Genomic DNA, 21,158 nt, shown 5'->3' with positions numbered 1-21,158 from the left:
GCTAGGGAAGGTCTTGAGTCTATATTGATCTATTCGGGAACAGGGTTGTATAGCTGAAGAATTTCCTGAAAGGTATGCTTGAGCTTCGCCTGAAATCCTACAGGAGGAGGGGTATTTCCGAGAAAGGTCCAATCTCCAATGGTTGAGAATCGCCATCGTTGGCTGCCAAATGGGCCAAAACAGGATGCTTCGATGCCAATCAAACGGTTGTCATGCATTCGCAGTTGGACCAGGGTATGTCCTGCCGGCAAATTAAATCCCATATCGATTGAATAGGGATCCACCCATTCTTGAGTATCTGGGTCATTCGTCCAAGGCTTCAGATTAGCTTTGACGTCAGGAAATTGCCGCTTAAACAAGTTAACAATGGCAGCTATTTTAGTTGCAGATTCAGGGTTTGTGGCTTGCTCAGCCGCATTCATCCGGACCACTCCTTCAAATTATCTGAGTCCTACTGGGCAGAGTGTAAGTCAAATGAGGTTGGCTTAACGTCTTTACAATACTTTAACGGGACTCTCGATATTAGCAAGGGCTCGGAACCACTCAGGCGCAGATCTCAGGCTTTCAATCACCATATTGTTCTGAACTCAAGGCTCAGCTACAGTTTGCCAAGGCGGTAAAAACAGTTCTAGGTGAGCCCACAGGAGCGCTTTATTACCTGCCCTTGTGGAAAAATGCTATCGTGTCGCTGTCCCCCCGTTGATGCAAGAGTCATGAACCGGCTCTGTCCCCATTGTTTTTATCAAAATGAGCCTGGGAAGCAGAGTAGCTGTGCCCGATGTCAGCAGGACTTAACCAATGTCCCCTGCTGTCAAAATTGTGGCGCGACCCAGCTCGGATTTGCGCGATATTGCTATCACTGTGGCCTTAGACTTTTGCCTGCGAACCTCATTGATACCAACAGTTTTGCCTATCTAAAGCATGCCAAAAATAGGTCAACAGCCGTTGATCTAGGTCTTGAAGTCGAGCTAGTCGAACAATTTGATCCTCAGGCAACCCAATTTCAGCAGGAGTCTCTTCGCCTCCTGCATGTTCAATCTGGGACCCTATTGGCCTTACCTGCTAGAGCTAATCCTATTTTGATTGGGAAGGCCGGGGCAGGACGTTGCCCCCATATTGACGTACTCGATTTTCCCAATTCTGAAGTGGTTTCTCGCCAGCAAGCTAGCTTACATGTCGTGCGGAAACAATGTGCGATCGCAGATTTAGACAGCACCAACGGCACCTATATCAATGCCGTCCCCTTACCCGCCGGTCATCACCAACTCCTGCAATTCGGTGATCGGATCAACTTTGGTCCAGCTGATAAATTCACCTTGCTCTTTATTCGAGAATTACCCATCAACCTAAAACATTTACAGACCCTTTCAGGTGGGGATGGAGAATTTGAGCATGAGATTTTAGAAACCTATGGGCAACGTGCTCAGCAAAGTTTAGAACAAATGAAGGCTGCCTTAGTGCAGCAGGATCAAGACCAATTGGTCTCTACAGCTGAAGACTTGACCCTTGCTAGCTATAATGTCGGCGCTCAAGTTGTTCATTTACTCGCCTCTCAATTTCAAACACCCCGTCAAGACAATGCTGCCAATTTTGATCGTCAACTCTTAAAGGTGATTGAAGAGGCGCTCCAGAAAGTGCGATTCTTTACTAAGGTTTACTATTAGCCCGTATTTTAACCACTCAATATTCGCCACATCCCTATGCTCAATGTTGATTCCCAAGCCGCACTTCTGGTTCTAGCTGATGGCAGTTCATATCGTGGGTGGTCCTTTGGTGCACCTGGCACTGCAGTGGGGGAAGTGGTTTTTAATACCGGCATGACAGGCTATCAAGAAGTCCTCACTGATCCCAGCTATTGTGGACAGCTCGTCACCTTTACTTATCCTGAACTCGGTAACACAGGCGTCAATATAGAAGACGAAGAATCAGACCGTCCTCAAGTCAGAGGGGCCATTGCTCGAAACCTTTGTCACCAGCCCAGCAATTGGCGATCCACCCAACCCCTATCCAACTATCTACAACAACACCACATCCCTGGCATTTATGGGATTGACACGCGAGCGCTGACTCGAAAAATCCGTTCTACAGGTGCCATGAATGGAGCAATCTCCACCGAAATCCTAGACCCGAAAGCTTTATTAGAAAAAGTGTTGCTAGCTCCCTCCATGGAAGGGTTGAATTTGGCAGAGCGGGTCACCACCCAAGCCGCTTACGAATGGATAGACCCAACCCCTGCAGCTTGGGAATTTAGCGAATCCACTCCCCCTGTAGACTCAACTCAACCTCCTCTGACTGTCGTAGCCCTCGATTTTGGGATCAAGCGGAATATCCTGCGACGCTTAGCGAGCTATGGATGTCGAATCATTGTGGTTCCGGCTCATACCTCTGCTGCTGAGATTCTCAGTCATAAGCCTGATGGTATTTTCTTGTCCAATGGCCCCGGGGATCCAGCCGCTGTATCTGTGGGAATTGAAACGGCAAAATCTCTGCTTGCAGAACAGAAACCTATGTTTGGCATCTGCTTGGGGCACCAGTTATTGGGATTATCCCTGGGTGTCGATACGTTTAAACTCAAATTTGGCCATCGAGGGCTTAATCAACCTGCAGGGCTACAACAACAGGTTGAAATCACTAGTCAGAACCATGGTTTTGCCTTAAGTGCTGAATCCATGGCACAGGCCGAGGTGGAAGTAACACATTTAAATCTCAACGACCAAACGATCGCTGGTCTGAAACATCAATCATTACCTATCTTTTCCGTGCAATATCACCCCGAAGCCAGTCCTGGACCCCATGATGCAGATTATTTGTTTGCACGCTTTGTGCAGTCCATGCTTGAGCATCGATCTGCGAGCTAAGCCCCATTACTTTCTTCCCATAGCACAGTGACTAAAGACCATCCATCTCACCCTAGACCCTTAGCCGTTGAGATTATTGGGGAAGGCTTTCCCATTCTCTGTTTGCACGGCCACCCAGGCTCAGGTCAGTGTATGGGTATTTTTACCCATTTTTTATCGCAGAATCATAAAACTTTCTCTCCTGATCTGCGGGGGTATGGCCGAAGTCAAACCCATACTGCCTTTGCTATGGGGGATCATATCCAAGATTTAATCCATTTACTAGACCAAAATCATATTCAAAAATGTTTAATTCTTGGATGGTCTTTAGGTGGCATTCTGGCGATGGAATTAGCAATCCGTTATCCAGAAAGGGTCAGCGGGCTAATTCTGGTAGCGACAGCAGCCTATCCCCGCAGTAATCATCCCCCCATTACCTGGAAAGACAATCTCCTCACAGGACTCGCCGGGATCATGAACTGGATACGACCGGGTTGGCGTTGGAATATCAACACCCTAGGGCAGCGCTCCCTATTTCGCTACTTGATGGTGCAGCAAACACCACAGTCTTATGAATACTTAGCTCGCTACGCAGTTCCAGCCTTTATCCGCACTTCTAAGTACGCCCAGGAAGCACTCAATCAAGCTTTAAGGCAGGGATATAACCAAGAAGGACAACTGCAACACATTCAATGTCCTTGCCTAGTATTAGCAGGGGCTCAAGATCGCCACATTACATCAGCAGCCAGTAAAGCCACTGCTGAACTGATCCCTCGCAGTGAATGGATCTGCTACGAGCAGGCCGCTCATCTACTGCCATGGGAAATTCCTGAACAGATAGAGCAGGATCTGCAGATATGGCTAAAGAAGACTCCTAAGATCACCCTTAATTCAGCTAGGGATTGACTTGAACGGTTACTACAGGTTCCACATCCAGTTCATCACAAACCGTCAATTGGGTCGGTTTACAACGTTTCACGTCCGTCACAATCGTTTGAGCCTGCTCAGCCTCTAGGTCCTCAATATAACCAGGCAGAGCCTCTTCTGCGTCTTTTTGACTAATGAAAGGGCCAAAAAAATAGATGCAGACTGGCAAAGATGTCTTGATTTCAACCCACCAGGCTAATCCTAAGCGATTATAGAATTCGGCAAAGCGGCTCGACAAATCTGTGGTGTTATCTTTTGTCGTCATGGTGCAAACATTTTCCTCTGCAATGCTAGATCCTAATTTCAAACCATCTCGGCTAACAGTTTATGGTAGAGCCTCTTTATATTCTGTAACATCTGTAGACGTCAAGGACGCAAATGGAGGGTTTCTACCCAACGTTGGCGATAGACCTCATAGAGGGCCATACCCGTTGCCACAGACGCATTCAAGCTGGCTGTTTTACCCTGTAATGGGATCGAAACCAATTGGTCGCAATGGTGCTGAGTGGAAACACTCAACCCTGGACCTTCAGCACCAATCACTAATACGGTTGGCTCTGTAAAAGTCACTGTATGAATAGACTGCTGCGCTGAGGTACTCAACCCATAGATCCAAAATCCAGCTTTTTTAAGTTGCTCAAGTCCCTGATTGAGGTTGATGACCCGAGCAATCGCCAGAGTTTCCAGGGCACCGGTAGCGACTTTTGCAACAACTGAGGTGACCCCCGAGGCTCTCCTTTGGGGAATAATCACCCCCTGTGCCCCTAAAGCCTCAGCCGTCCGAATCATAGCCCCTAGATTATGGGGATCAGTAATACTATCCGCCGCAATGATGACGGGTTTAGGAGTAGCAGCGCAGGCTTGCTCTATCAATGTGGATACATCTAAATACTCATAGGCAGCCACTTGGGCCGCGATCCCTTGGTGGTTCCCTTGCTGTGTGAGTTGATTGAGCCGACGATGATCCACCTCATCAATAATGGTTCCTTGGGATTTGGCTTGGGTGAGGAGGCTATGAAATCGGGGATCGTAACGCAGGCGGGATACAATCCATACCCGGTTTAGAGAGCGTTGATGTTCTAGAGCTGATAGAACTGAATGACGCCCATAAATTAAATCTCCCTTCTCCTCTTCTTCAGGCTGGGAAGGCTCCTTAGACAGAACTCTAGGCTTCCGGGGCGGCCTTGAGGACGTGGATTGACGGTGTGGCTTTTTGGCCGAAGAATAAGAGCGCTGAGGTTTGCGCGGCTTACTTTTGTCATGATTATTCTGGGATGGCCGCGCTTTGGTCATAGGGATGAAAATCTCGAGCTACGGGACAAAGACTATGTCCGGGGCAAAATTAAACTGAAGCCATTTTAAGCAGGATCAGGCGATGAGAGATCAAACTTAATTTGAGCTAACAGCTCTTCCAATCGGGTGGTATCCGTGAGATAGAGATAACCAATCAAGGCTTCAAAACCCGTCGCATATTGATAAGTCTCTAAGTTAATTCTTTTAGGACCCCCTGCTGCTGCATTTCGACCTTGCTTGAGGATCGCTTGCTCGTTATCAGAAAGCAGTGGATACAGGTCTCGGACAATTTCAGCTTGTGTCTCAGCACGAACATAAGACACCACCTTCTGGTGATAGTCTCGCAACCGAGAGGGAGGCAGAAGACAGTAACGTCTCATAAATAGCTCAAACACAGCATCTCCGATATAGGCAAGAGCTGCTGGCGAAACCGACCTCACTTCTGCAAGAGAAAGGGAAGCTGGCTGTAGAAATGAAAAGGGGAGACAATATAGCATCGCTGTTGCTCAGACACTAAGCAACAAGGAGGGACATCAGGACTCTGCTTTAGGCATGATTTTTAACCTGATTTACCATCAGGATTGGCCGAAAATAATAGATCAGGTTATTTTTCAGCATTTGCGATCGCAGTATCAACGTTGGGTTGCAACGACAGAAAACTTTCCAATCGAACCAGCTTGACCGTTTGGGTCACTCTGGGATTAGAGACAATTTGGAATGATCCCCCTGCAGTTTGCGCTTTTTTAGCCAACTGCACGAGCACTCCCAATCCTGAACTATCAATAAAGTCAATTTTGGAAAGGTCCAAAATGACGTGAAAGGGGCTTTCGTCTAGACACTTGGTCATGACCTTGCGAAAGACAGGCTCGGAGAACGCATCTAGTAAGCCCGTAAGGCGAAAAAGCTGGTATTTCTCCCTGATATCTCGCGTGCCTCGTAAGCTTACGGTCAGGGTTAGCTGTTCAGGAATAGTTCCCTCCTAGTACCAAAACGCTAAACAGATGATGAGGGTCCAGTATAGGGTCTTTGAGCAGTTCTTGTCCACTGAAACCAGGAAGAAGCAAAAGGAGTCTAGGATCGCATTAACCAAAGCCCATTATTCTCTCAAAGTCTCAAAAATTAGACATCGGGATCACGGGATCTTCTAACTTCAAAATCTGGTGGGTTTATGGCGCAGACATGAAGACCATAAAATGCCCTCAGATTTTACTAGCCTTAGCTTTACGTCTAGTGATGGGGGGTAGACCGATGGGAAACTAATTCCACCAGCTTCTGGTAATGATCAGAAACTTCTTGGTTAGGAATGAATTGATCAATAGGAGATACCTCAGTCTTTTGAGATTCCTGGTCCCATACCGATTCTCTTGAAGGAGCGTTCAAACCATTTCTTGGAGCTGAGGGATGAGAATATTGCTGGGGGCTGGTCTTGTCATCGGATAGGTCAGCCACAAAACTCCATAGCTTATGACTAATAGGAGTTGTCTCACCTTCAAGGCTCGAATCACTTCTCGAGTCAACCCTCTGGGAGTTCAGCTCAATCGGGGAACTGGGGCTCTGCTGTTTCAACACCACTTCTGCCGTTGAAACAGTGGGTTGCGGCTGTAGGTTCTGTCTCCTATTCAACCCTAAAGATTTTGAATCAGCCCGTTTATCAGCTGGAATATCTTCTTGTTTAAACTTAATTTGAGGAAATTTGTGGCAAATAAGGGCTTCGAATTCTCGGTTGAAGTGATAAAGAGGCTGCCCTTTTCGCTTCCAATCAGCCAGGAGTCCGCCCACTGAGATTGTTTTATATCGGCCTCGATACAATGACTCAATGAGCGCTAACCGAACCCATTCAGGGGAGTAGTCTCCAAACCAACGATCCAGCAAAGATTCTTCGGCTTGGCTCTCAGCTTCGTAGCCATAGTAGGTCAGTAACCCCGTGGTCGTTGTGAGGATGGATTCTGCTGCTGAGTCTGTCATTGATGCCATGGGTGAGGAGGACAGAGATAAGCAAAATCAAACGGTTAGGCAATGTCATCAAATTGAACCATTTAATTCGCACATACAGTCTAATCAATTTACGTGGCTCCAGAGGCAGAATCAGGGATAAATCCTAAAGAATCTGGCGAAATCGATTTAATGCATTCAGCTATTTCCTGGCGGTCGGTATGATACGGATTGTGCCAATTCGTTCATTGCACCTATTAAATCTATGCCAGTTGAACACTCTTCTCCATCTGCAATCGGTGTCGCCGTTGTCGGCACTGGATTTGGTCAAAAAGTTCATATTCCCGCTTTTCGAGATTTTCCTGGAACCCAACTCTTGGCGGTCTACAACCGAGATGCGGATAAAGCATCTGCGATCTCATCCACAAACAACATCCCCTTCGCCTCCAATAACCTATCTGAGATCGTGGGCAGGCCCGATATCCAGGGCGTTAGCATCTCAACACCACCGTTTCAGCACTATGAGATGGCCGAAATGGTTCTCAATGCAGGGAAACATTTATTCCTGGAAAAACCGACAACCCTGAATGCAGGGGAAGCTCGAAAACTTTATCACCTGATGCAAAAGCAAGGCTTGCAGGCAACCCTCAACTTTGAGTTCCGATTTGTGCCAGCCTGGATGCAGCTCAAAACCTTACTCACCCAAAACTATGTCGGTCAAACACGACTGATCAAAATTGACTGGCTGGTCCCTGGACGAGCCGATCCAACTCGCCCCTGGAGTTGGCATGCTAGCAAAAAACTAGGGGGTGGCTCCCTGGGCGCATTAGCCTCTCACACCTTCGACTATGTTGCCTGGCTTTTTGGTCCAGTGAAGCGGCTCTGCGCCCGACTGATCACCACAATTCCGACCCGTCCCGATCCTGATAGGGGCACGGCCAAAACCGTGGATGCCGATGACACCTGTGTGTTGATGCTAGAGCTACAAGATGGCAGTACTTGCCAAATTAATATCAGTGCCACGACCTATGCAGGTCGTGGGCATTGGGTAGAAGTTTATGGAGATCGAGGCACCCTAGTGCTGGGCAGCAATAATCCCAAGGACTATGTCCATGGCTTTGAATTAAAAGGAAGTCAGTCTGGTGCTGAGTTACAAGACATCCCCATCTCTGATTGGCTGCAATTTCAGCAAACCTATCCTGATGGCCGAATTGCCCCAACCATGAGAGTAGTTGAGCATTGGGTACAAATGATTCAACAAGGACAAGCAGCAGCCCCCTCTCTCAAAGAAGGGGTTTATTCACAACTACTGATGGACTTGGCTCACCAATCTCACCAGCAAGCAGCTTGGGTGGATGTTCCTGACATAGATAGCTTCTTAACAGAACAATAGGCCATGGGCAGTTCATAAATTAGCCCTCACTCATCATTTGAGAGATGCTGAGAGGTAAGATGAATTGCCTATTGCAAAGCGAAGTCATAACGACTATGATTTAATCATTAAATTGCACTCACCTATGGCTCGCATCCTAGACATCCCCATACAATCGATTCGTCGGCCTCTCTACCGGCAAAATGATCCGAAGCGCGTGGAAGCTTTAATGGTCTCCATTGCTGAGATTGGCCTACAAAATCCGATTGAAGTTCTAGAAGTTGAAGGCCAGTATTATGGGTTCTCAGGATGTCATCGTTTTGAAGCCTGTACACGGTTGGGATATCAGACCATTCGTTGTTGTGTTCGCCGTGCCCCACGTTCAGTACTACAGCGACATTTAGCCTAACTCGCCCGTGCACCCTATATTCAAGTATTTTTAGATGTTCATCCCGTAGTGTTTTTTTGAGGTAATCACCATGCAAGCACCTCCTATCAATATCGGTATTTCAGAAAAAGATCGTCAACAAATTGCTGAGGGATTATCCCGTCTCCTCGCCGATACTTACACCCTTTATCTCAAAACTCATAATTTCCATTGGAATGTTACGGGACCTATGTTCCAAACCCTCCACTTAATGTTTGAAGCCCAATATAACGAACTCTCACTAGCTGTAGACGCGGTTGCTGAGCGCATTAGAACCTTGGGATTCCCAGCTCCAGGCACCTACAAAGAATATAGTCAACTGACCTCTATTGACGAAGCAGAAGGGGTTCCTGCTGCTGAAGACATGATCAAAGAACTCGTCGCAGGCCAAGAGGCTGTCGTTCGCACCGCTCGCTCTGTATTTCCCCTAGCAGATGCCGCAAATGATGAACCCACAGCGGATCTGCTCACTCAGCGGATGCAGATTCATGAAAAAACAGCCTGGATGCTACGGAGTTTATTGAACTAGGGGTATCTCCTGAAAATTGTTGTGTATCAATAACCGAGCAAGAGCCAGTACAAAACTTCTGTACTGGCTCTTGCCTTAATCTCCCCAAGACCAACATCACAATCCCTCAATGGATCAACAGCAATTCGGGGTAAATTCATGCTTACACTACTCCCAAGAAAGAAGATAATGGGTGAGCTGCATGGCTACACTCTCTGGAGTAGCTTATTTAAGGGTTTTCTTGGATTTTTAATTTAATTCTCAAAAATTAAATTAAAAATTTTTATTAAACTTGTTGCGTAAGCTACAGCCATCTCTAAAATTTTTGCTTAATATAGATTCATATACAGAATTTATATAGACAAACAAACCCCCGCCCTTCAGCGGGGGTTATATGTTTTAAAGTCACCGTTACCTCTATGGTGCTAGCCGTTGGATCCCTTAATGCCCCCAATAGGAGGGCCACCGGAAGTGATCATAGAAATGTAGGCGACCATAGCCTAAGAATTGGCCATGAGCTTGTTCTCCTTGAGGAAATGCTGTGACCCCAAACAGATAAACACCACTTGAGCGGGGATTCCGATAGGGACGCAAACCAATGGTGATGGTCTCTCCTGGAGAGATAGGTGGGTCGAAAAATATTGAAATTGAGCCCTTCTCATCTGTGGAAGCTTCAGCGATGGGCAGAAGTTGTTTCTTCTGCTGATTCATATAGGCTTGCGTGCGTTTGAGATTAAAGGATATCGGATCTACCCCTTGTTGCTGGTTAAACATCACGCGCTGAAGCGGTTCGCCGGCATCGTCTGGAACATGCAAGGTAAAGTAATACGTTGCCCCAAAGACACGAGCACTGTTGTAGGTTGTCCGAGCATTTTCTAGGCGAGGAACATTGGCAAAATACGTTGTTCCATCGGCGAGTTCAATGGCTTGAGCTGAAGCCTGAACAAGGCTCCCCAACAATACAGTCGTAGCTAAATTGGCCCCCCAGGCAACGGCCTGATTAGAAGTGAACGGTGGCATTTGTTTGGCCCTCCAAAGTACCATCTACCCAGTTAGGTGCAGAAGCAGAGATCACCAAATTAACTACGAGCAATACAGGGATAGCCCTACTATTGTCAGGTATCGTTTTGGTTATCCATTTGCGTTAATTCCAAACGAATGTTGGCTAACTGGTTGGTCAGGGTTTTGAGTTCTTGTTGGAGAGACGGATCAATGGAAGGGGAAGTTGCCGAAGGAGAGGTGGAACTGCCAGAAGACATAGGATTAGCGTTCACTCCATATTGAGTGGCCACGCCATCAATCATTTTGCGAGCTTCTGACTCAGTAATTTCTCCTTTATCCGCCCAAATCTGAGACAGTTGATCAATGCCAAGATTGAGCTGAGAAATATTTTCCTCACGCTTTTGGGAGTCTTGAAGAGATTCCACCACTGAAGTTGTAGCTCCCAGGGTTACATGAAATCCTTTTTTCAGAAATTCGGTCACCATATCAGGATTCATAACAGGTTGTGTTCCCTCAAAAACAGATCAGACACCATTAGCCTAATGAAAATTGTCACTGTCTGACAACTCCAATGGTGGGATAAACCACATTGAGTCTTTCCCGTGTCATCTTCGAAATTCTAGTGAACGGGGGTAGCATGAACAAATTGAGTGGATAGAACGAACAAGAATGGCAGATCTCTACGTTTCTTGGTCAGAGTATCATCAGCAAATTGAACAACTGGCAGCCCAGATTTATCGTTCAGGCTGGTCATTTAATCAAATTATCTGTTTGGCACGGGGCGGTTTACGGGTGGGAGATCTGCTCTCTCGCATTTATCAACAGCCTTTAGCCATATTAGCCACCGCTTCCTATGGTGGAGCCCAGGGGCAAGATCGTCATCAACTTACCGTCGGCCAAGAGATCACAATGACGACAGAAAACTTGGGCAACCGAATTTTGCTCGTTGATGACTTAGTAGATTCCGGTATCACCCTTGAACAAACTTTAATTTGGCTCCAACAGCGGTATGGCTCTGGAATTGAAGACCTGCAAACGGCTGTGTTGTGGTACAAAGCTTGCTCTAGAATCAAGCCTCACTTTTATGTGGATTATTTACCAGAGAATCCTTGGATCCATCAGCCGTTTGAAAGCTATGAGAAGACTGATATAGAAGCATTAAGCCAGACCTACGCTGCGATAGATTTATCGGCACCCAGGGCATCCTGTAATTAGAACAGTGCCAAGTTGCATTTTGATTGAGTTCACGCCAATTTGCTGATCAGATGTGTCAATGTTGCTGATTCTAATCCTTGCTTGAATGATGGGCTGCGAGATTAATGAGCGATAATCCTGATCAAATTTTTTATGAAGAATTTTCGAAGAGAGTGTGCCTGAGAATCACCTTTCTGTTATCTCTCTCGGTCTTATTTCTGTCTGCCTGTGGTGGAGTCCCTGACTTACAGGAGGTGGTAGAGGGTGTAGATATTGATCAGAATCCACTGAAGGGAATTGATCAAATCTCTAAATTAGAGAAAGATCTAAAAGATATCGAATCTGAACTAAAGAACCTCAAACCCGTCGATCCCCTCAGTTATAAAGACTTGATCACAGGTTTGCCAGACCAGCCATCGGGTTGGGAAGCTGCAGAGGCCAAGGGCGAATCTACGAACTTTGGAGAGTTTGCCATCAGCCAAGCCAGTCGTTCTTATAAACAAGACGATAAGACCATTAAGGTGCAACTCTTTGACTGGGCCCACCATCGGCAACTCTATGCCCCATTTGTGATCAGCGCTCGATTCAGCCAAGAATCCACCGAAGGCTATAGTAAAGGCTTAAAAATTGGTGATGCCTTTGGACGAGAAGAATATACCAATGCGTCTAAGAAAGGGAAGCTCAGCCTCCTCGTCGATAAGCGATTTATGGTGGAAGTTGATGGGCGCAACATTGAGCCCAAAGAGCTACAAGACTGGTGGAAGCAGGTCAAGATCAAGAATTTGCGCGCCAAAGCCAAGTAGGACGCTGCTATCCTAATGGACCGGGCTTCGACTTCGCTCAGCTCTAGGCTTTGAGGTCTAAACAAAGGTACTGAATTTCTGGAAATTATCCTAGAGAATCCTAGTCAATCGATACCCCGCGCACGGTTGCCGCTTGTCGACGCCCCGCTAAGGGCGCACTTGCGGCAGCCCGCTCCCGCAAACGATGGGATTGGAAATGGGCTTGCCATAGGGAGGGGGCATCTAGGGTTTCTCCACCATGGGCCGTTAAGCGTTGGCGCACTTGGCACAAGACCGGGGTATTGACACACATCCCTGAAATAATCACCTGGCCTTTGGTCAGAGCGGGTAGTTCTTTCAACAAATCTCGGCCAGCTGCTTCTACGCCGTATTTGAGGCTATCTTGATCCACTGGATTGACGATACGCATGATGAACTGGCTCATACATTGCGACAACACATCTGAGTCCAGCTTGCCAGGGCGCTGGGTAATCAGCCCTACCCCTAAACCAAATTTGCGGCCTTCACTGAGGATGGTACGAATCACCGCTTTGCAGCGGGAAGGCTCATGGGCAGGGGCAAAGCGGTGAGCCTCTTCCAGGAGAATAAAGACAGGATAGGGCAGATAATTTTCGTCTTCGGCTGTGATTTTTTCTTTGAGGGTGTTCATGCGAGCCTGGTTGGCTTGGCGGAGAATGGCGGCACAAATGACCTGCTGTTCTTCTTGACTAATTTCGTTCATTTGCAGAACGGTCACTTGCCCCGGCTCAAATAAATCTTGAGGGGTGAGGTGTTCAAAGGCATGGAAGTAGGGGGAGTTAGCGAGTTTTTCTAGTTTCCATTCCAGGGCTTGGGCAGAGGAACCCGGCTGATCATTACCGCTTTTATCTTGAACAACGTCAGCTTCATTAACCTCGTAAATCAAATCATTGATATCCCAGCGGGCATTTTTACGTTTCCTAGCTTGAAGATTGTTAAAGCCTTTATTGAGGATGGCCTGCTGGCGCTCACTCATTTCCGGCAACAGCATTTTGATATCGGCATAGCTGAGGGACGAAATTCGAATGGTGATCTGCTCTGGCGTTAGGATTTGCACCTGGGGAGCATAGCCATCGTCACTGCTAAAAGCGGGATGGCCGCGCATGGCTTCTAGGGTGCCATATTCGCCGTGGGGGTCAAAAATTAGGACGGCTGCGCGATTATGAGGACGGAGGAGTTCTTCAATCAGGACGCCAGCGGTATAGGATTTGCCGGAGCCTGTGCCCGCCAAAATCGCCATATGGGTACTGACGAGTGCTTTGACATCTAGGCTAATGGGAACGGCATCTAGATCCCGCAGCAGTAAGGATCCAATCGTGGCTGAGCCCACCTCTCCGACTTGGCGCTTATTCAGAATCCGCCGCAGGGTAGGATCATCAGCGCGATACACTTTGGCCCCTGGTTCGGGGGGCTGGCGCGGATTCATAAACCCAAGATTGGGATGGAAGTAGCCGATCACATCCACAGCCACTTCATAGATTTCGGGACTGGAGTACTTAAAGCCGATCAGAGCAGCAATGGCACTGGGGTCAATTTCTGTATCTGCAAAAATGCGATCCGGGAGATGATCCACGAGGGTGCAGGCTGAAATCTTACCTAAAATTTCGACGGGAACATTGTCGGTTTGGGTGAGGCGATAGGACACAAATTCGCCAATTTTGATGTGTTGGGTATCGGCGGTGATAAACACATACTGGTTTCCACTTTCTCCAGGTCCTTTGACCGTGCCAATCACATTGGTAGCCTGTTTGCGTTGCTCTCGAACCATAAACCCTGTTCACAAACCGCTTTCTGTTGGCTACATGGTATACGAGGGATGTCAAATTGACACCTTTATTCCTAATCCTAGGACCCAAAAGAGACGAAATCGGGAACCTAGAGGGCATTCAGAAACGTCTATGTTGATTACGGAGACTGTGATAGAGCCACCGGAGAGGCAGTGATTGAAATGACACCCACTTGCAAATAGGTTTGTTAGCCTTTGTAAAGAATCGAGAAGCGTCATAACCTCCAAAATTCCTAATGATGGGTTTGCTAAGATGCCAATAACTTAACTTGGCCCTCAATCTCACCCTAAAAATTGCGCTTCCCCGTTCCTTACCCTGCTCTGTTTCAATCTGCCGATGTGGAGTGCATCTGAATGCCAACGCAGCAGTATCATCCCCCAGCTACAACCATTGCCAACCGCTACCGAATCGTGCGGGAACTTGGCCAGGGTGGGTTTGGCTGTACCTATTTGGTCGAGGATATTCATCGATTCAATGAGCGATGTGTCCTCAAAGAATTTGCCCCAGCCAGTGAAAGTAGTGAAATCCTGCTAACAAAGGCAAAAGAGCTATTTGTGCGGGAAGCAGCGGTTCTCTATAAGCTGGATCATCCCCAAATTCCTCAATTCCGAGAATGGTTTATGGGACCGCAGGATCGGTCTCTCTGCCTGGTCCAAGACTATGTTGAAGGGGACACCTATCAGGCTTTGCTGCGAGAACGAGTCAAACAAGGGCAAACCTACACCGAGTCCGAAATCTATCTGTTTTTAACTCAACTTTTGCCGGTGCTCGACTACATTCACCGCCAGGGGTTAATCCATCGTGACATCTCTCCCGATAATCTGATCCAACGGCAAAGGGATGGGTTACCGATTCTGATTGACTTTGGAGGTGTTAAGCAAATTACGGCCAGTTTTGGCAAGTTTGTGGACCCCAATAACCCCGAGCAAAAATTTGGGGGGACCACCATTCTAGGGAAGCCTGGATATGCCCCAGAAGAACAGATCCGATTAGGCAAAGTTTATGAGCATAGCGATCTCTATGCTTTAGGGGTAACGGCTCTAGTGATGTTGATGGGCCAAGACCCCCAGGAGTTTTATGATGCCAATATTCGGGCCTTCCAGTGGCGGCATATCGGCGTGGATGAGGAATTGGCGCGGATCTTAGAGACGATGGTCGCCACCCAAGCTAATGCCCGCTATCCTTCTGCCCAAAGAGCCTTAAGAGATTTAGAGCAGCTAGGGCATCTGGCCACCCCTTCTCCAGGACGAAAACTACCTACACCTCCCCCGATCCATCAGACCGCATCCGATTTTCCGCCACCGCCCCCAACGGATATCGCCGAATTTAAGGCTGAGGTCACCCAGCATACGGTAGTTGCTGAACCTGTAGTGAAAGAGCCGGGAGTGGTCACTAAGGTTGGCAATAAAGTCCAAAACTGGACGATCACCCTGCTGAAACAAGTGATGATTTTGGGTGCGATCGCAACTCTGTTAGGCGGCGTCATCTGGGCTATCCGTGAGCGCGTCGATACAAGTAACGTCGCTCCTGTCAGTCAAAAAGAGCCTGCCCAACCCAAAGCACCGCCCTCTTTATCTCGGGAAGAGCTGTCCCGAAAAGCCCGGTTGTTCGAGCGGATTGATGCCCTAGGAGTGTCTTCTCGCTACTTCAACCAGGTCACCAACGAAGCCTTTTTCTTGGAATATCCCAACTATCAAGGTCGAGCATTGACCCGGAATGAAGGGGATGCACCTTTGCGAGAACAGTGGGATGAAGTGGGATTCCAGGTTTTAGAAGCGATGGGTAAGCTCAATCCTGAAGTGCGCGATCGCATCGGCCAATACCAACTGCGCGATCGCAAAAACTTAGACCAACAATTGCGCCGCAAAAAGGTCAATAGACGCCGCTTTTATCGACGAGTCGAAGAGACATTGGTGGATGATTTACCGATGTATCGAAATGTCGATCTGCCAGGCAAACGAGCCCAGCAACTGTGGTTTGCCATTGCCCAAGATCGATTCTTAGAGATTGAAGATGATGAGTAAAAGTCCAGTGGAGCTTTGCATTTAAAGTACATTAATCACTGAGCTGCTGACGAAGGTGATTGAATTCCATGTAGGAAAAATCACGGTGCTTTCGATAGCTCTTGTCCTCACAAAGCTTGGCGGTTTTCTCCAGTTGGCTATAAATCAGCTTCACAAAATGGTCAGCTTTGATATTGAACGCGACCAAAACGGTTTCGATGCATTGACTGGATTCGGGAGGACCTTCCGGAAAGCTGGCGAGTTGAACAGCATACCAATGATGCTGTTCATTAAACTGCTTAAACCGAAGCCTGTAGCCTCCAGGTTCATCCCAGAGAAAAAGCTCAATGGCAGGCACCCGATGGTGTAGGCTGCTCGCGAGATAGCTCAGATCCACAATCGGGTCGGAGAAGACATGCGTGATACAAAGGTGATGGATTTCTCCCCCCACATAGAGGAGCAAATCACTCCAGCCGTGGGGACGGAGCACATACAAAAAATCGATATCATCCCCCTCATACAAATTGGCTTCTCTCCTGATGAATTCTGAATAAGATTTTTGATATTGCACCTATTAAAGGAAACTCACACCTATTAAATCAGACTCCAGTTTGAGGCTTTCTGGCATCAGCAAACTCGCCATTTCAAGGAGGATTGCCCGAGGGCAGAAACTAATTATCTTCTCAGATTGAATTAAGCTGTCTCTAGTCTGGGCGAGATAGAATACAGTCCTCCACCTACTTATACAGGGCCAGGAGACAAGGATTTTTTGCAAATTCTGAGTATATTCAATCAACGATAAGCATTATATGGGCATTAGTTTCATTGATAGCGTTTCAGGTGTTATTCCTGAACTATACCTTGGTATTTTGACGCTGATCGCCGTATACAGCTTCCACAAAATTTCGATTATTTGGCGATATTACCTGCATCGTCGTCGCGATATTCAGCCGCTACATCAATTCTCCGACGCTGAACTGCCCCAGGTCACCATTCAGCTCCCTTTGTTTAATGAGATGTATGTGGTGGATCGGCTCCTAGAGGCCGTTGCCGCCTTGGAGTATCCCGTTGATAAGCTGCAAATTCAGGTATTGGACGACTCGACGGATGAAACGCGGGAGATTTGTCGAGCTAAGGTGCGAGAGCTAAAGCAGCACCACCTCAATATTGACTATATTCACCGGTGCGATCGCAAAGGCTATAAAGCAGGTGCCCTAGCTTACGGGCTGCAATCCGCCACGGGGGATTTGGTGATGATCTTCGATGCAGATTTTGTGCCAGCCCCCGATACCTTACTCAACATGGTTCACTATTTCGCGAATCCGAAGGTGGGGATGGTTCAGGCCCGCTGGGGACATATTAACCGCCATTATTCCATCCTCACAGAAATCCAAGCCCTAATGTTGGATGGGCACTTTGTCACGGAACAAACCTCTCGGAATCGCTCAGGCTGTTTTTTTAATTTCAACGGTACGGCTGGGATTTGGCGCATCCAGACCATCGAAGATGCTGGAGGATGGCAGCATACGACCGTAACAGAGGATTTGGACCTCTCTTATCGAGCACAACTCAAAGGGTGGGACTGTGTTTACCTGCCTAATCTTGTAGTCCCAGCCGAATTGCCCATGGAGATGAATTCCTTTAAATCCCAGCAGTTTCGGTGGGCTAAAGGCGCCAGCCAAGTGGCCAAAAAGCTGCTGATGCCTATTCTGAAATCTCAAGCCCCCTGGCATGTGAAAGTGGAAGCCTTTTTCCACCTCACCAATAACTTTAATTACCTACTGCTCTTAGCCCTGCTTCTCTTATCCTTACCCTACCAACTCTTTCTCGCTCAAACGGGCTGGCGATATGGTCTAGCTATCCATCTCCCCCTATTCCTAGTCACCACCCTGAGTCTGTTGGCTTTTTACTCAGTGGCTCAAGAAGAGCAACTGGGTAAACAATCTCCATGGAAATTGGCTTCCAACTTGTTTTTATTAATGAGTGTGGGGATTGGACTCAGTATTAATCAATCCCTAGCCGTTTATGATGGCCTGTTCCGGGTGGGACGTGATTTTGTCCGCACGCCCAAGCATGGCGTCACTAGTAATGAAGAAGACTGGAAGACCAGAAAATACCGCGCAGCCAGAAATTTAGTTCCCTACTTGGAACTATCTATGGTGGCGTATTTACTCGTGACCATTAGCGTAGCAGTCGTTAATGCCCATTACTTATCACTACCGTTTTTGCTACTCTTTTTGATCGGTTATGTCTATGTTCTTTCCCTCAGCATGTTTCAACGGCGCTAAGTTCGCCTACATTGACCTGACAACCGAGCCGAAACCAACGGGCACTAGAGAAAGTTGAAGAATGCCTAAATCAAGGCAAAACCTAGAACAATTTGTGATTTTTGCTGGCTAGCATTTCACTCGCTATCTCAGCATTAACGGGTCTGCAAAACAGATATCCCTGGCCATATTCACACCCTAAGTTCGCCAGTTGGAGTTGCTGTTCAGTCGTCTCAATCCCTTCGGCGACGACATCCATCCCCATGGTTTGGGCTAAGGTCACAATGGCTTGAACAATGGCAACGTTATCGTCTGCAGCATCCAGCCGACAGACAAAAGACCGATCGACTTTCAAGGTATTGACGGGGAACCGATGCAGGTAACTCAAGGAAGAATAGCCCGTGCCAAAATCATCAATGCTGAGGTAAATCTGACGGTCTCTCAGCTGCTCCAGAATCTTGGCCGCCGAGTCGGAATTCTCCATAATGGCGCTTTCAGTGATTTCCAGCTTTAAGCATTCGGCGGGGAGCTGGGTCTCGATCAAAATTTGATCAATCGTTTCAATCAGGTTGGGCTGAGAGAATTGTTTAACGGATAAATTGACGCTCATGGTCAAGGGAATATCCGTCACCTTATTCGCCTGCCATTCATTCAGCTGGCGACAAGCTTCCCGCAATACCCACTCCCCTAGGGGAATAATTAAACCCGTATCTTCAGCGAGGGGGATAAATTTCCCAGGAGAGATAAATCCTAATTCCGGGCTAATCCAGCGAACCAGGGCTTCAAACCCTGTAATCATGCCCGTATCTAAGGCCACAATGGGCTGATAGTTGAGAATAAATTCTTGGCGTTCGATGGCCCGACGGAGGTCTGTTTCTAGTTGGAGAGTACTTTGGACATCTTCATGCATGCTGGCATTGAAGACGACATGCCGCGCTTTGCCCATGGCTTTGGCCCGATACATGGCGGTATCGGCATCCCGCAACATCTCTGTGGGTTGTCGATAGTCCGGGCTGCTCATCACAATGCCAATGCTGGCAGAGACGAAAAATTCGTTGTCTCCAATATGGAAGGGCTCTAGTAAACTGCGCTGAATAGCAGCTGCCACATCCGTGGCCTGTTGCTCACTGGAGACATTTTTGAGCAAAATGGTGAATTCATCGCCCCCTAAGCGGGCGAGGAGCTGATCGCCCACGCAGCGGTGAAACCGTTTTGCGATCGCAACTAAAAACTGGTCCCCAACCAAATGCCCCAAGGAATCGTTAATGGCTTTGAAGCGATCGCAATCAAGAAACAGCAGGGCAAATGATTGATCAGAATGGCTCTGGGCTTCCTGTAGGGTTTCTTCTAGGCAGTTGAGAAACAAAGTCCGGTTAGGCAAATCCGTCAGTGGATCGTGCATCGCCATATATTTCAACTGCTGCTGCACTTTTTCCCGCTCAGCAATTTCTTGATTCAGCCGTTCTGTCCGCTGGATTACCCTTTCCTCTAGGTCAGCATTGAGGGCTTGAATCTGGGCTTCGGCAGCAATGCGATCGCGCACCTCGGCTTGTAATCGTTCATTTTGTTTGCGCTGTTCTTTTTGCAACCGACCAATGGTCAGTTGATTTTCCACCCGAGCCAAAATCTCAGCCAGTTGAAAAGGCTTGGTGATATAGTCTACCCCACCCACTGTAAAGGCTTTGACCTTATCCAAGGCATCGTCTAAGGCACTAATAAAAACGACTGGAATCTCTTGGGTTTGTGCTTCCGACTTCAATCGCTCACACACCGTATAGCCATCCATTTCTGGCATCTTGATATCCAGCAATATCAAGTCGGGCATGATATTTCTGGCCCCAATCAAAGCCATGGAGCCATTGGCTGCCCCTCGCACCTGATAGCCTTGCTTCGTTAACGCCGTGGACAGGATTTGCAAGTTATGGGGCGTATCATCAACAATCAAAATCAAGCCCTTCGACTCTTCATTCGAAGGCAAATCCACCGTCGGGGATGTAGGCGTATTCAGTGTCATGGCTAAATTCGGCTAAAAAAGGAGTAGAACGAGATGCTCAGCTTGCACTTTAGTGTACCCAGTTCAGATCATTGAGGAACTTTCATTACAACCGAGAAAAGTATTTCAATCATTACCTACAATCCCCCTTTCATAGACATGGCATCATACAAAATCGATGTCATATCTACGCACATACTATTTTTGCCATACTTACTGAATTTTGTCTTTGATTTACAAATCTTCAGCATAATTCTTTAAATATGAAAAAATAAAGAGAAAGACTTCCTTTTTCTTGTCGTTATTAGAAAAAGTACTCCTTAAGTCGATAAATATAGAGCTTCGTTTACCCTTCCTCATCCAAGTCAAGCCAAACCTTGCAGCCTCTACTGAGTGAGCAATTTGGCAATGATAGGTTGACTACAAAATCACCATCATAGGGGGCCGTAATCTTAGGATTAGTATTGGCATCAATATCTTGATACACCACTTCTTTTTTAGTTGCGTCATACAAAATTAAATCAACATCAAAACAGTCTTCATTACAACCTGCTGTCATTGATTCATTGACCGACAAATATTGTTCGAGGTCAAACGATTCTCCTTGCTTGAGCCACATAGAATAAGGATGAACTTCACTGGCATATCCCATCCCTACAGAGGAAAAAATGACTGAGAAAGAGAGTGCAACCAGGAAAAAGAGTTTTACAAAATAGTTCATTGTTGAATCCATAAGCAATCACAACTAGTGTTTCGGGCCAAGCGCTTGAACAGCGCTGGCCCGAAACAGTTTTT

22 protein-coding genes are annotated in these 21,158 nt (G+C 47.3%); 10 read left to right on the top strand and 12 right to left on the bottom strand.

Going from position 1 to position 21,158, the window contains the following annotated elements:
* Positions 1-29 precede the first annotated feature (29 nt).
* Positions 30-422, bottom strand: a complete 393-nt coding sequence (locus tag I1H34_RS08335; RefSeq protein WP_212665190.1) for a hypothetical protein — start codon at positions 420-422, stop codon at positions 30-32.
* Positions 423-713: 291 nt separating this feature from the next.
* Between I1H34_RS08335 and I1H34_RS08330 the strand changes: the two genes are divergently transcribed.
* From I1H34_RS08330 to I1H34_RS08320, 3 genes are read left to right on the top strand one after another with little or no spacing between them, the layout of a single operon-like run.
* Entirely contained in the window at positions 714-1,664 is a 951-nt protein-coding gene (locus I1H34_RS08330; protein ID WP_212665189.1) for an FHA domain-containing protein, read from the top strand.
* Between the two features lie 36 nt (positions 1,665-1,700).
* Complete coding sequence (carA, locus tag I1H34_RS08325) at positions 1,701-2,858, top strand: glutamine-hydrolyzing carbamoyl-phosphate synthase small subunit (RefSeq protein WP_212665188.1); 1,158 nt, start codon at positions 1,701-1,703, stop codon at positions 2,856-2,858.
* 27 nt (positions 2,859-2,885) lie between these two features.
* A complete protein-coding gene (locus I1H34_RS08320) occupies positions 2,886-3,743 on the top strand; it encodes an alpha/beta fold hydrolase (RefSeq protein WP_212665187.1) in 858 nt (285 codons plus the stop codon).
* Here I1H34_RS08320 and I1H34_RS08315 read toward each other — a convergent pair.
* From I1H34_RS08315 to I1H34_RS08295, 5 genes are all read right to left on the bottom strand, one after another.
* Positions 3,733-4,029, bottom strand: a complete 297-nt coding sequence (locus I1H34_RS08315) for a DUF1816 domain-containing protein (protein ID WP_212665186.1) — start codon at positions 4,027-4,029, stop codon at positions 3,733-3,735. The genes I1H34_RS08320 and I1H34_RS08315 overlap by 11 nt on opposite strands.
* Positions 4,030-4,130: 101 nt before the next feature.
* On the bottom strand, positions 4,131-5,057 hold the full coding sequence (rlmB, locus tag I1H34_RS08310) for a 23S rRNA (guanosine(2251)-2'-O)-methyltransferase RlmB (protein WP_212665185.1): 927 nt from the start codon (positions 5,055-5,057) through the stop codon (positions 4,131-4,133).
* Positions 5,058-5,122: 65 nt separating this feature from the next.
* On the bottom strand, positions 5,123-5,554 hold the full coding sequence (locus tag I1H34_RS08305) for a Mini-ribonuclease 3 (RefSeq protein ID WP_212665184.1): 432 nt from the start codon (positions 5,552-5,554) through the stop codon (positions 5,123-5,125).
* Positions 5,555-5,661: 107 nt separating this feature from the next.
* Positions 5,662-6,027, bottom strand: a complete 366-nt coding sequence (locus I1H34_RS08300) for an STAS domain-containing protein (protein WP_315874874.1) — start codon at positions 6,025-6,027, stop codon at positions 5,662-5,664.
* A 257-nt stretch (positions 6,028-6,284) separates the two neighbouring features.
* Positions 6,285-7,031 carry a hypothetical protein gene (locus tag I1H34_RS08295; RefSeq protein WP_235107826.1) on the bottom strand — a complete coding sequence of 249 codons (747 nt, stop codon included), beginning with the start codon at positions 7,029-7,031 and terminating at the stop codon, positions 6,285-6,287.
* Between the two features lie 223 nt (positions 7,032-7,254).
* Between I1H34_RS08295 and I1H34_RS08290 the strand changes: the two genes are divergently transcribed.
* The 3 genes from I1H34_RS08290 to I1H34_RS08280 all read left to right on the top strand — a co-directional run bounded on the left by I1H34_RS08290 (position 7,255) and on the right by I1H34_RS08280 (position 9,317).
* On the top strand, positions 7,255-8,382 hold the full coding sequence (locus I1H34_RS08290; RefSeq protein WP_212665183.1) for a Gfo/Idh/MocA family protein: 1,128 nt from the start codon (positions 7,255-7,257) through the stop codon (positions 8,380-8,382).
* A gap of 124 nt (positions 8,383-8,506) precedes the next feature.
* A complete protein-coding gene (locus I1H34_RS08285; RefSeq protein WP_212665182.1) occupies positions 8,507-8,770 on the top strand; it encodes a ParB N-terminal domain-containing protein in 264 nt (87 codons plus the stop codon).
* A 70-nt stretch (positions 8,771-8,840) separates the two neighbouring features.
* A complete protein-coding gene (locus tag I1H34_RS08280) occupies positions 8,841-9,317 on the top strand; it encodes a Dps family protein (RefSeq protein WP_212665181.1) in 477 nt (158 codons plus the stop codon).
* A 420-nt stretch (positions 9,318-9,737) separates the two neighbouring features.
* Here the strand turns inward: I1H34_RS08280 and I1H34_RS08275 are convergent, their stop codons facing one another.
* On the bottom strand, positions 9,738-10,316 hold the full coding sequence (locus I1H34_RS08275; protein WP_212665180.1) for a DUF2808 domain-containing protein: 579 nt from the start codon (positions 10,314-10,316) through the stop codon (positions 9,738-9,740).
* 95 nt (positions 10,317-10,411) lie between these two features.
* Positions 10,412-10,795, bottom strand: coding sequence for a hypothetical protein (locus I1H34_RS08270; protein ID WP_212665179.1), 384 nt, complete (start codon positions 10,793-10,795; stop codon positions 10,412-10,414).
* A 172-nt stretch (positions 10,796-10,967) separates the two neighbouring features.
* Here I1H34_RS08270 and I1H34_RS08265 point away from each other — a divergent pair, with 172 nt between their 5' ends.
* Entirely contained in the window at positions 10,968-11,513 is a 546-nt protein-coding gene (locus I1H34_RS08265; RefSeq protein ID WP_212665178.1) for a phosphoribosyltransferase, read from the top strand.
* A 104-nt stretch (positions 11,514-11,617) separates the two neighbouring features.
* On the top strand, positions 11,618-12,295 hold the full coding sequence (locus tag I1H34_RS08260; RefSeq protein ID WP_235107823.1) for a hypothetical protein: 678 nt from the start codon (positions 11,618-11,620) through the stop codon (positions 12,293-12,295).
* 100 nt (positions 12,296-12,395) lie between these two features.
* On the opposite strand, the gene I1H34_RS08255 is transcribed toward I1H34_RS08260, so the two are convergent.
* Positions 12,396-14,081 (bottom strand): ATP-binding protein, encoded by a 1,686-nt coding sequence (locus I1H34_RS08255; protein WP_212665177.1) that lies wholly within the window; start codon positions 14,079-14,081, stop codon positions 12,396-12,398.
* 372 nt (positions 14,082-14,453) lie between these two features.
* Between I1H34_RS08255 and I1H34_RS08250 the strand changes: the two genes are divergently transcribed.
* Positions 14,454-16,124 carry a serine/threonine-protein kinase gene (locus tag I1H34_RS08250; RefSeq protein ID WP_212665176.1) on the top strand — a complete coding sequence of 557 codons (1,671 nt, stop codon included), beginning with the start codon at positions 14,454-14,456 and terminating at the stop codon, positions 16,122-16,124.
* 31 nt (positions 16,125-16,155) lie between these two features.
* Here I1H34_RS08250 and I1H34_RS08245 read toward each other — a convergent pair whose 3' ends face one another.
* Complete coding sequence (locus I1H34_RS08245; RefSeq protein ID WP_212665175.1) at positions 16,156-16,626, bottom strand: hypothetical protein; 471 nt, start codon at positions 16,624-16,626, stop codon at positions 16,156-16,158.
* 286 nt (positions 16,627-16,912) lie between these two features.
* Between I1H34_RS08245 and I1H34_RS08240 the strand changes: the two genes are divergently transcribed.
* A complete protein-coding gene (locus I1H34_RS08240) occupies positions 16,913-18,391 on the top strand; it encodes a cellulose synthase family protein (RefSeq protein ID WP_212665174.1) in 1,479 nt (492 codons plus the stop codon).
* A gap of 82 nt (positions 18,392-18,473) precedes the next feature.
* On the opposite strand, the gene I1H34_RS08235 is transcribed toward I1H34_RS08240, so the two are convergent.
* The gene (locus I1H34_RS08235; protein ID WP_212665173.1) at positions 18,474-20,384 is read right to left on the bottom strand and encodes a two-component system response regulator; all 1,911 of its coding nucleotides are present in this window, start codon (positions 20,382-20,384) and stop codon (positions 18,474-18,476) included.
* A gap of 325 nt (positions 20,385-20,709) precedes the next feature.
* Positions 20,710-21,096, bottom strand: coding sequence for a hypothetical protein (locus I1H34_RS08230; protein ID WP_212665172.1), 387 nt, complete (start codon positions 21,094-21,096; stop codon positions 20,710-20,712).
* Between the last annotated feature and the right edge of the window lie 62 nt (positions 21,097-21,158).

Origin of the sequence: Acaryochloris marina S15 (assembly GCF_018336915.1) — a bacterium.
Classification (GTDB): domain Bacteria; phylum Cyanobacteriota; class Cyanobacteriia; order Thermosynechococcales; family Thermosynechococcaceae; genus Acaryochloris; species Acaryochloris marina_A.
Note: the sequence above shows the minus strand (reverse complement) of the source record. Positions and strands in the feature narration are given on the sequence as shown.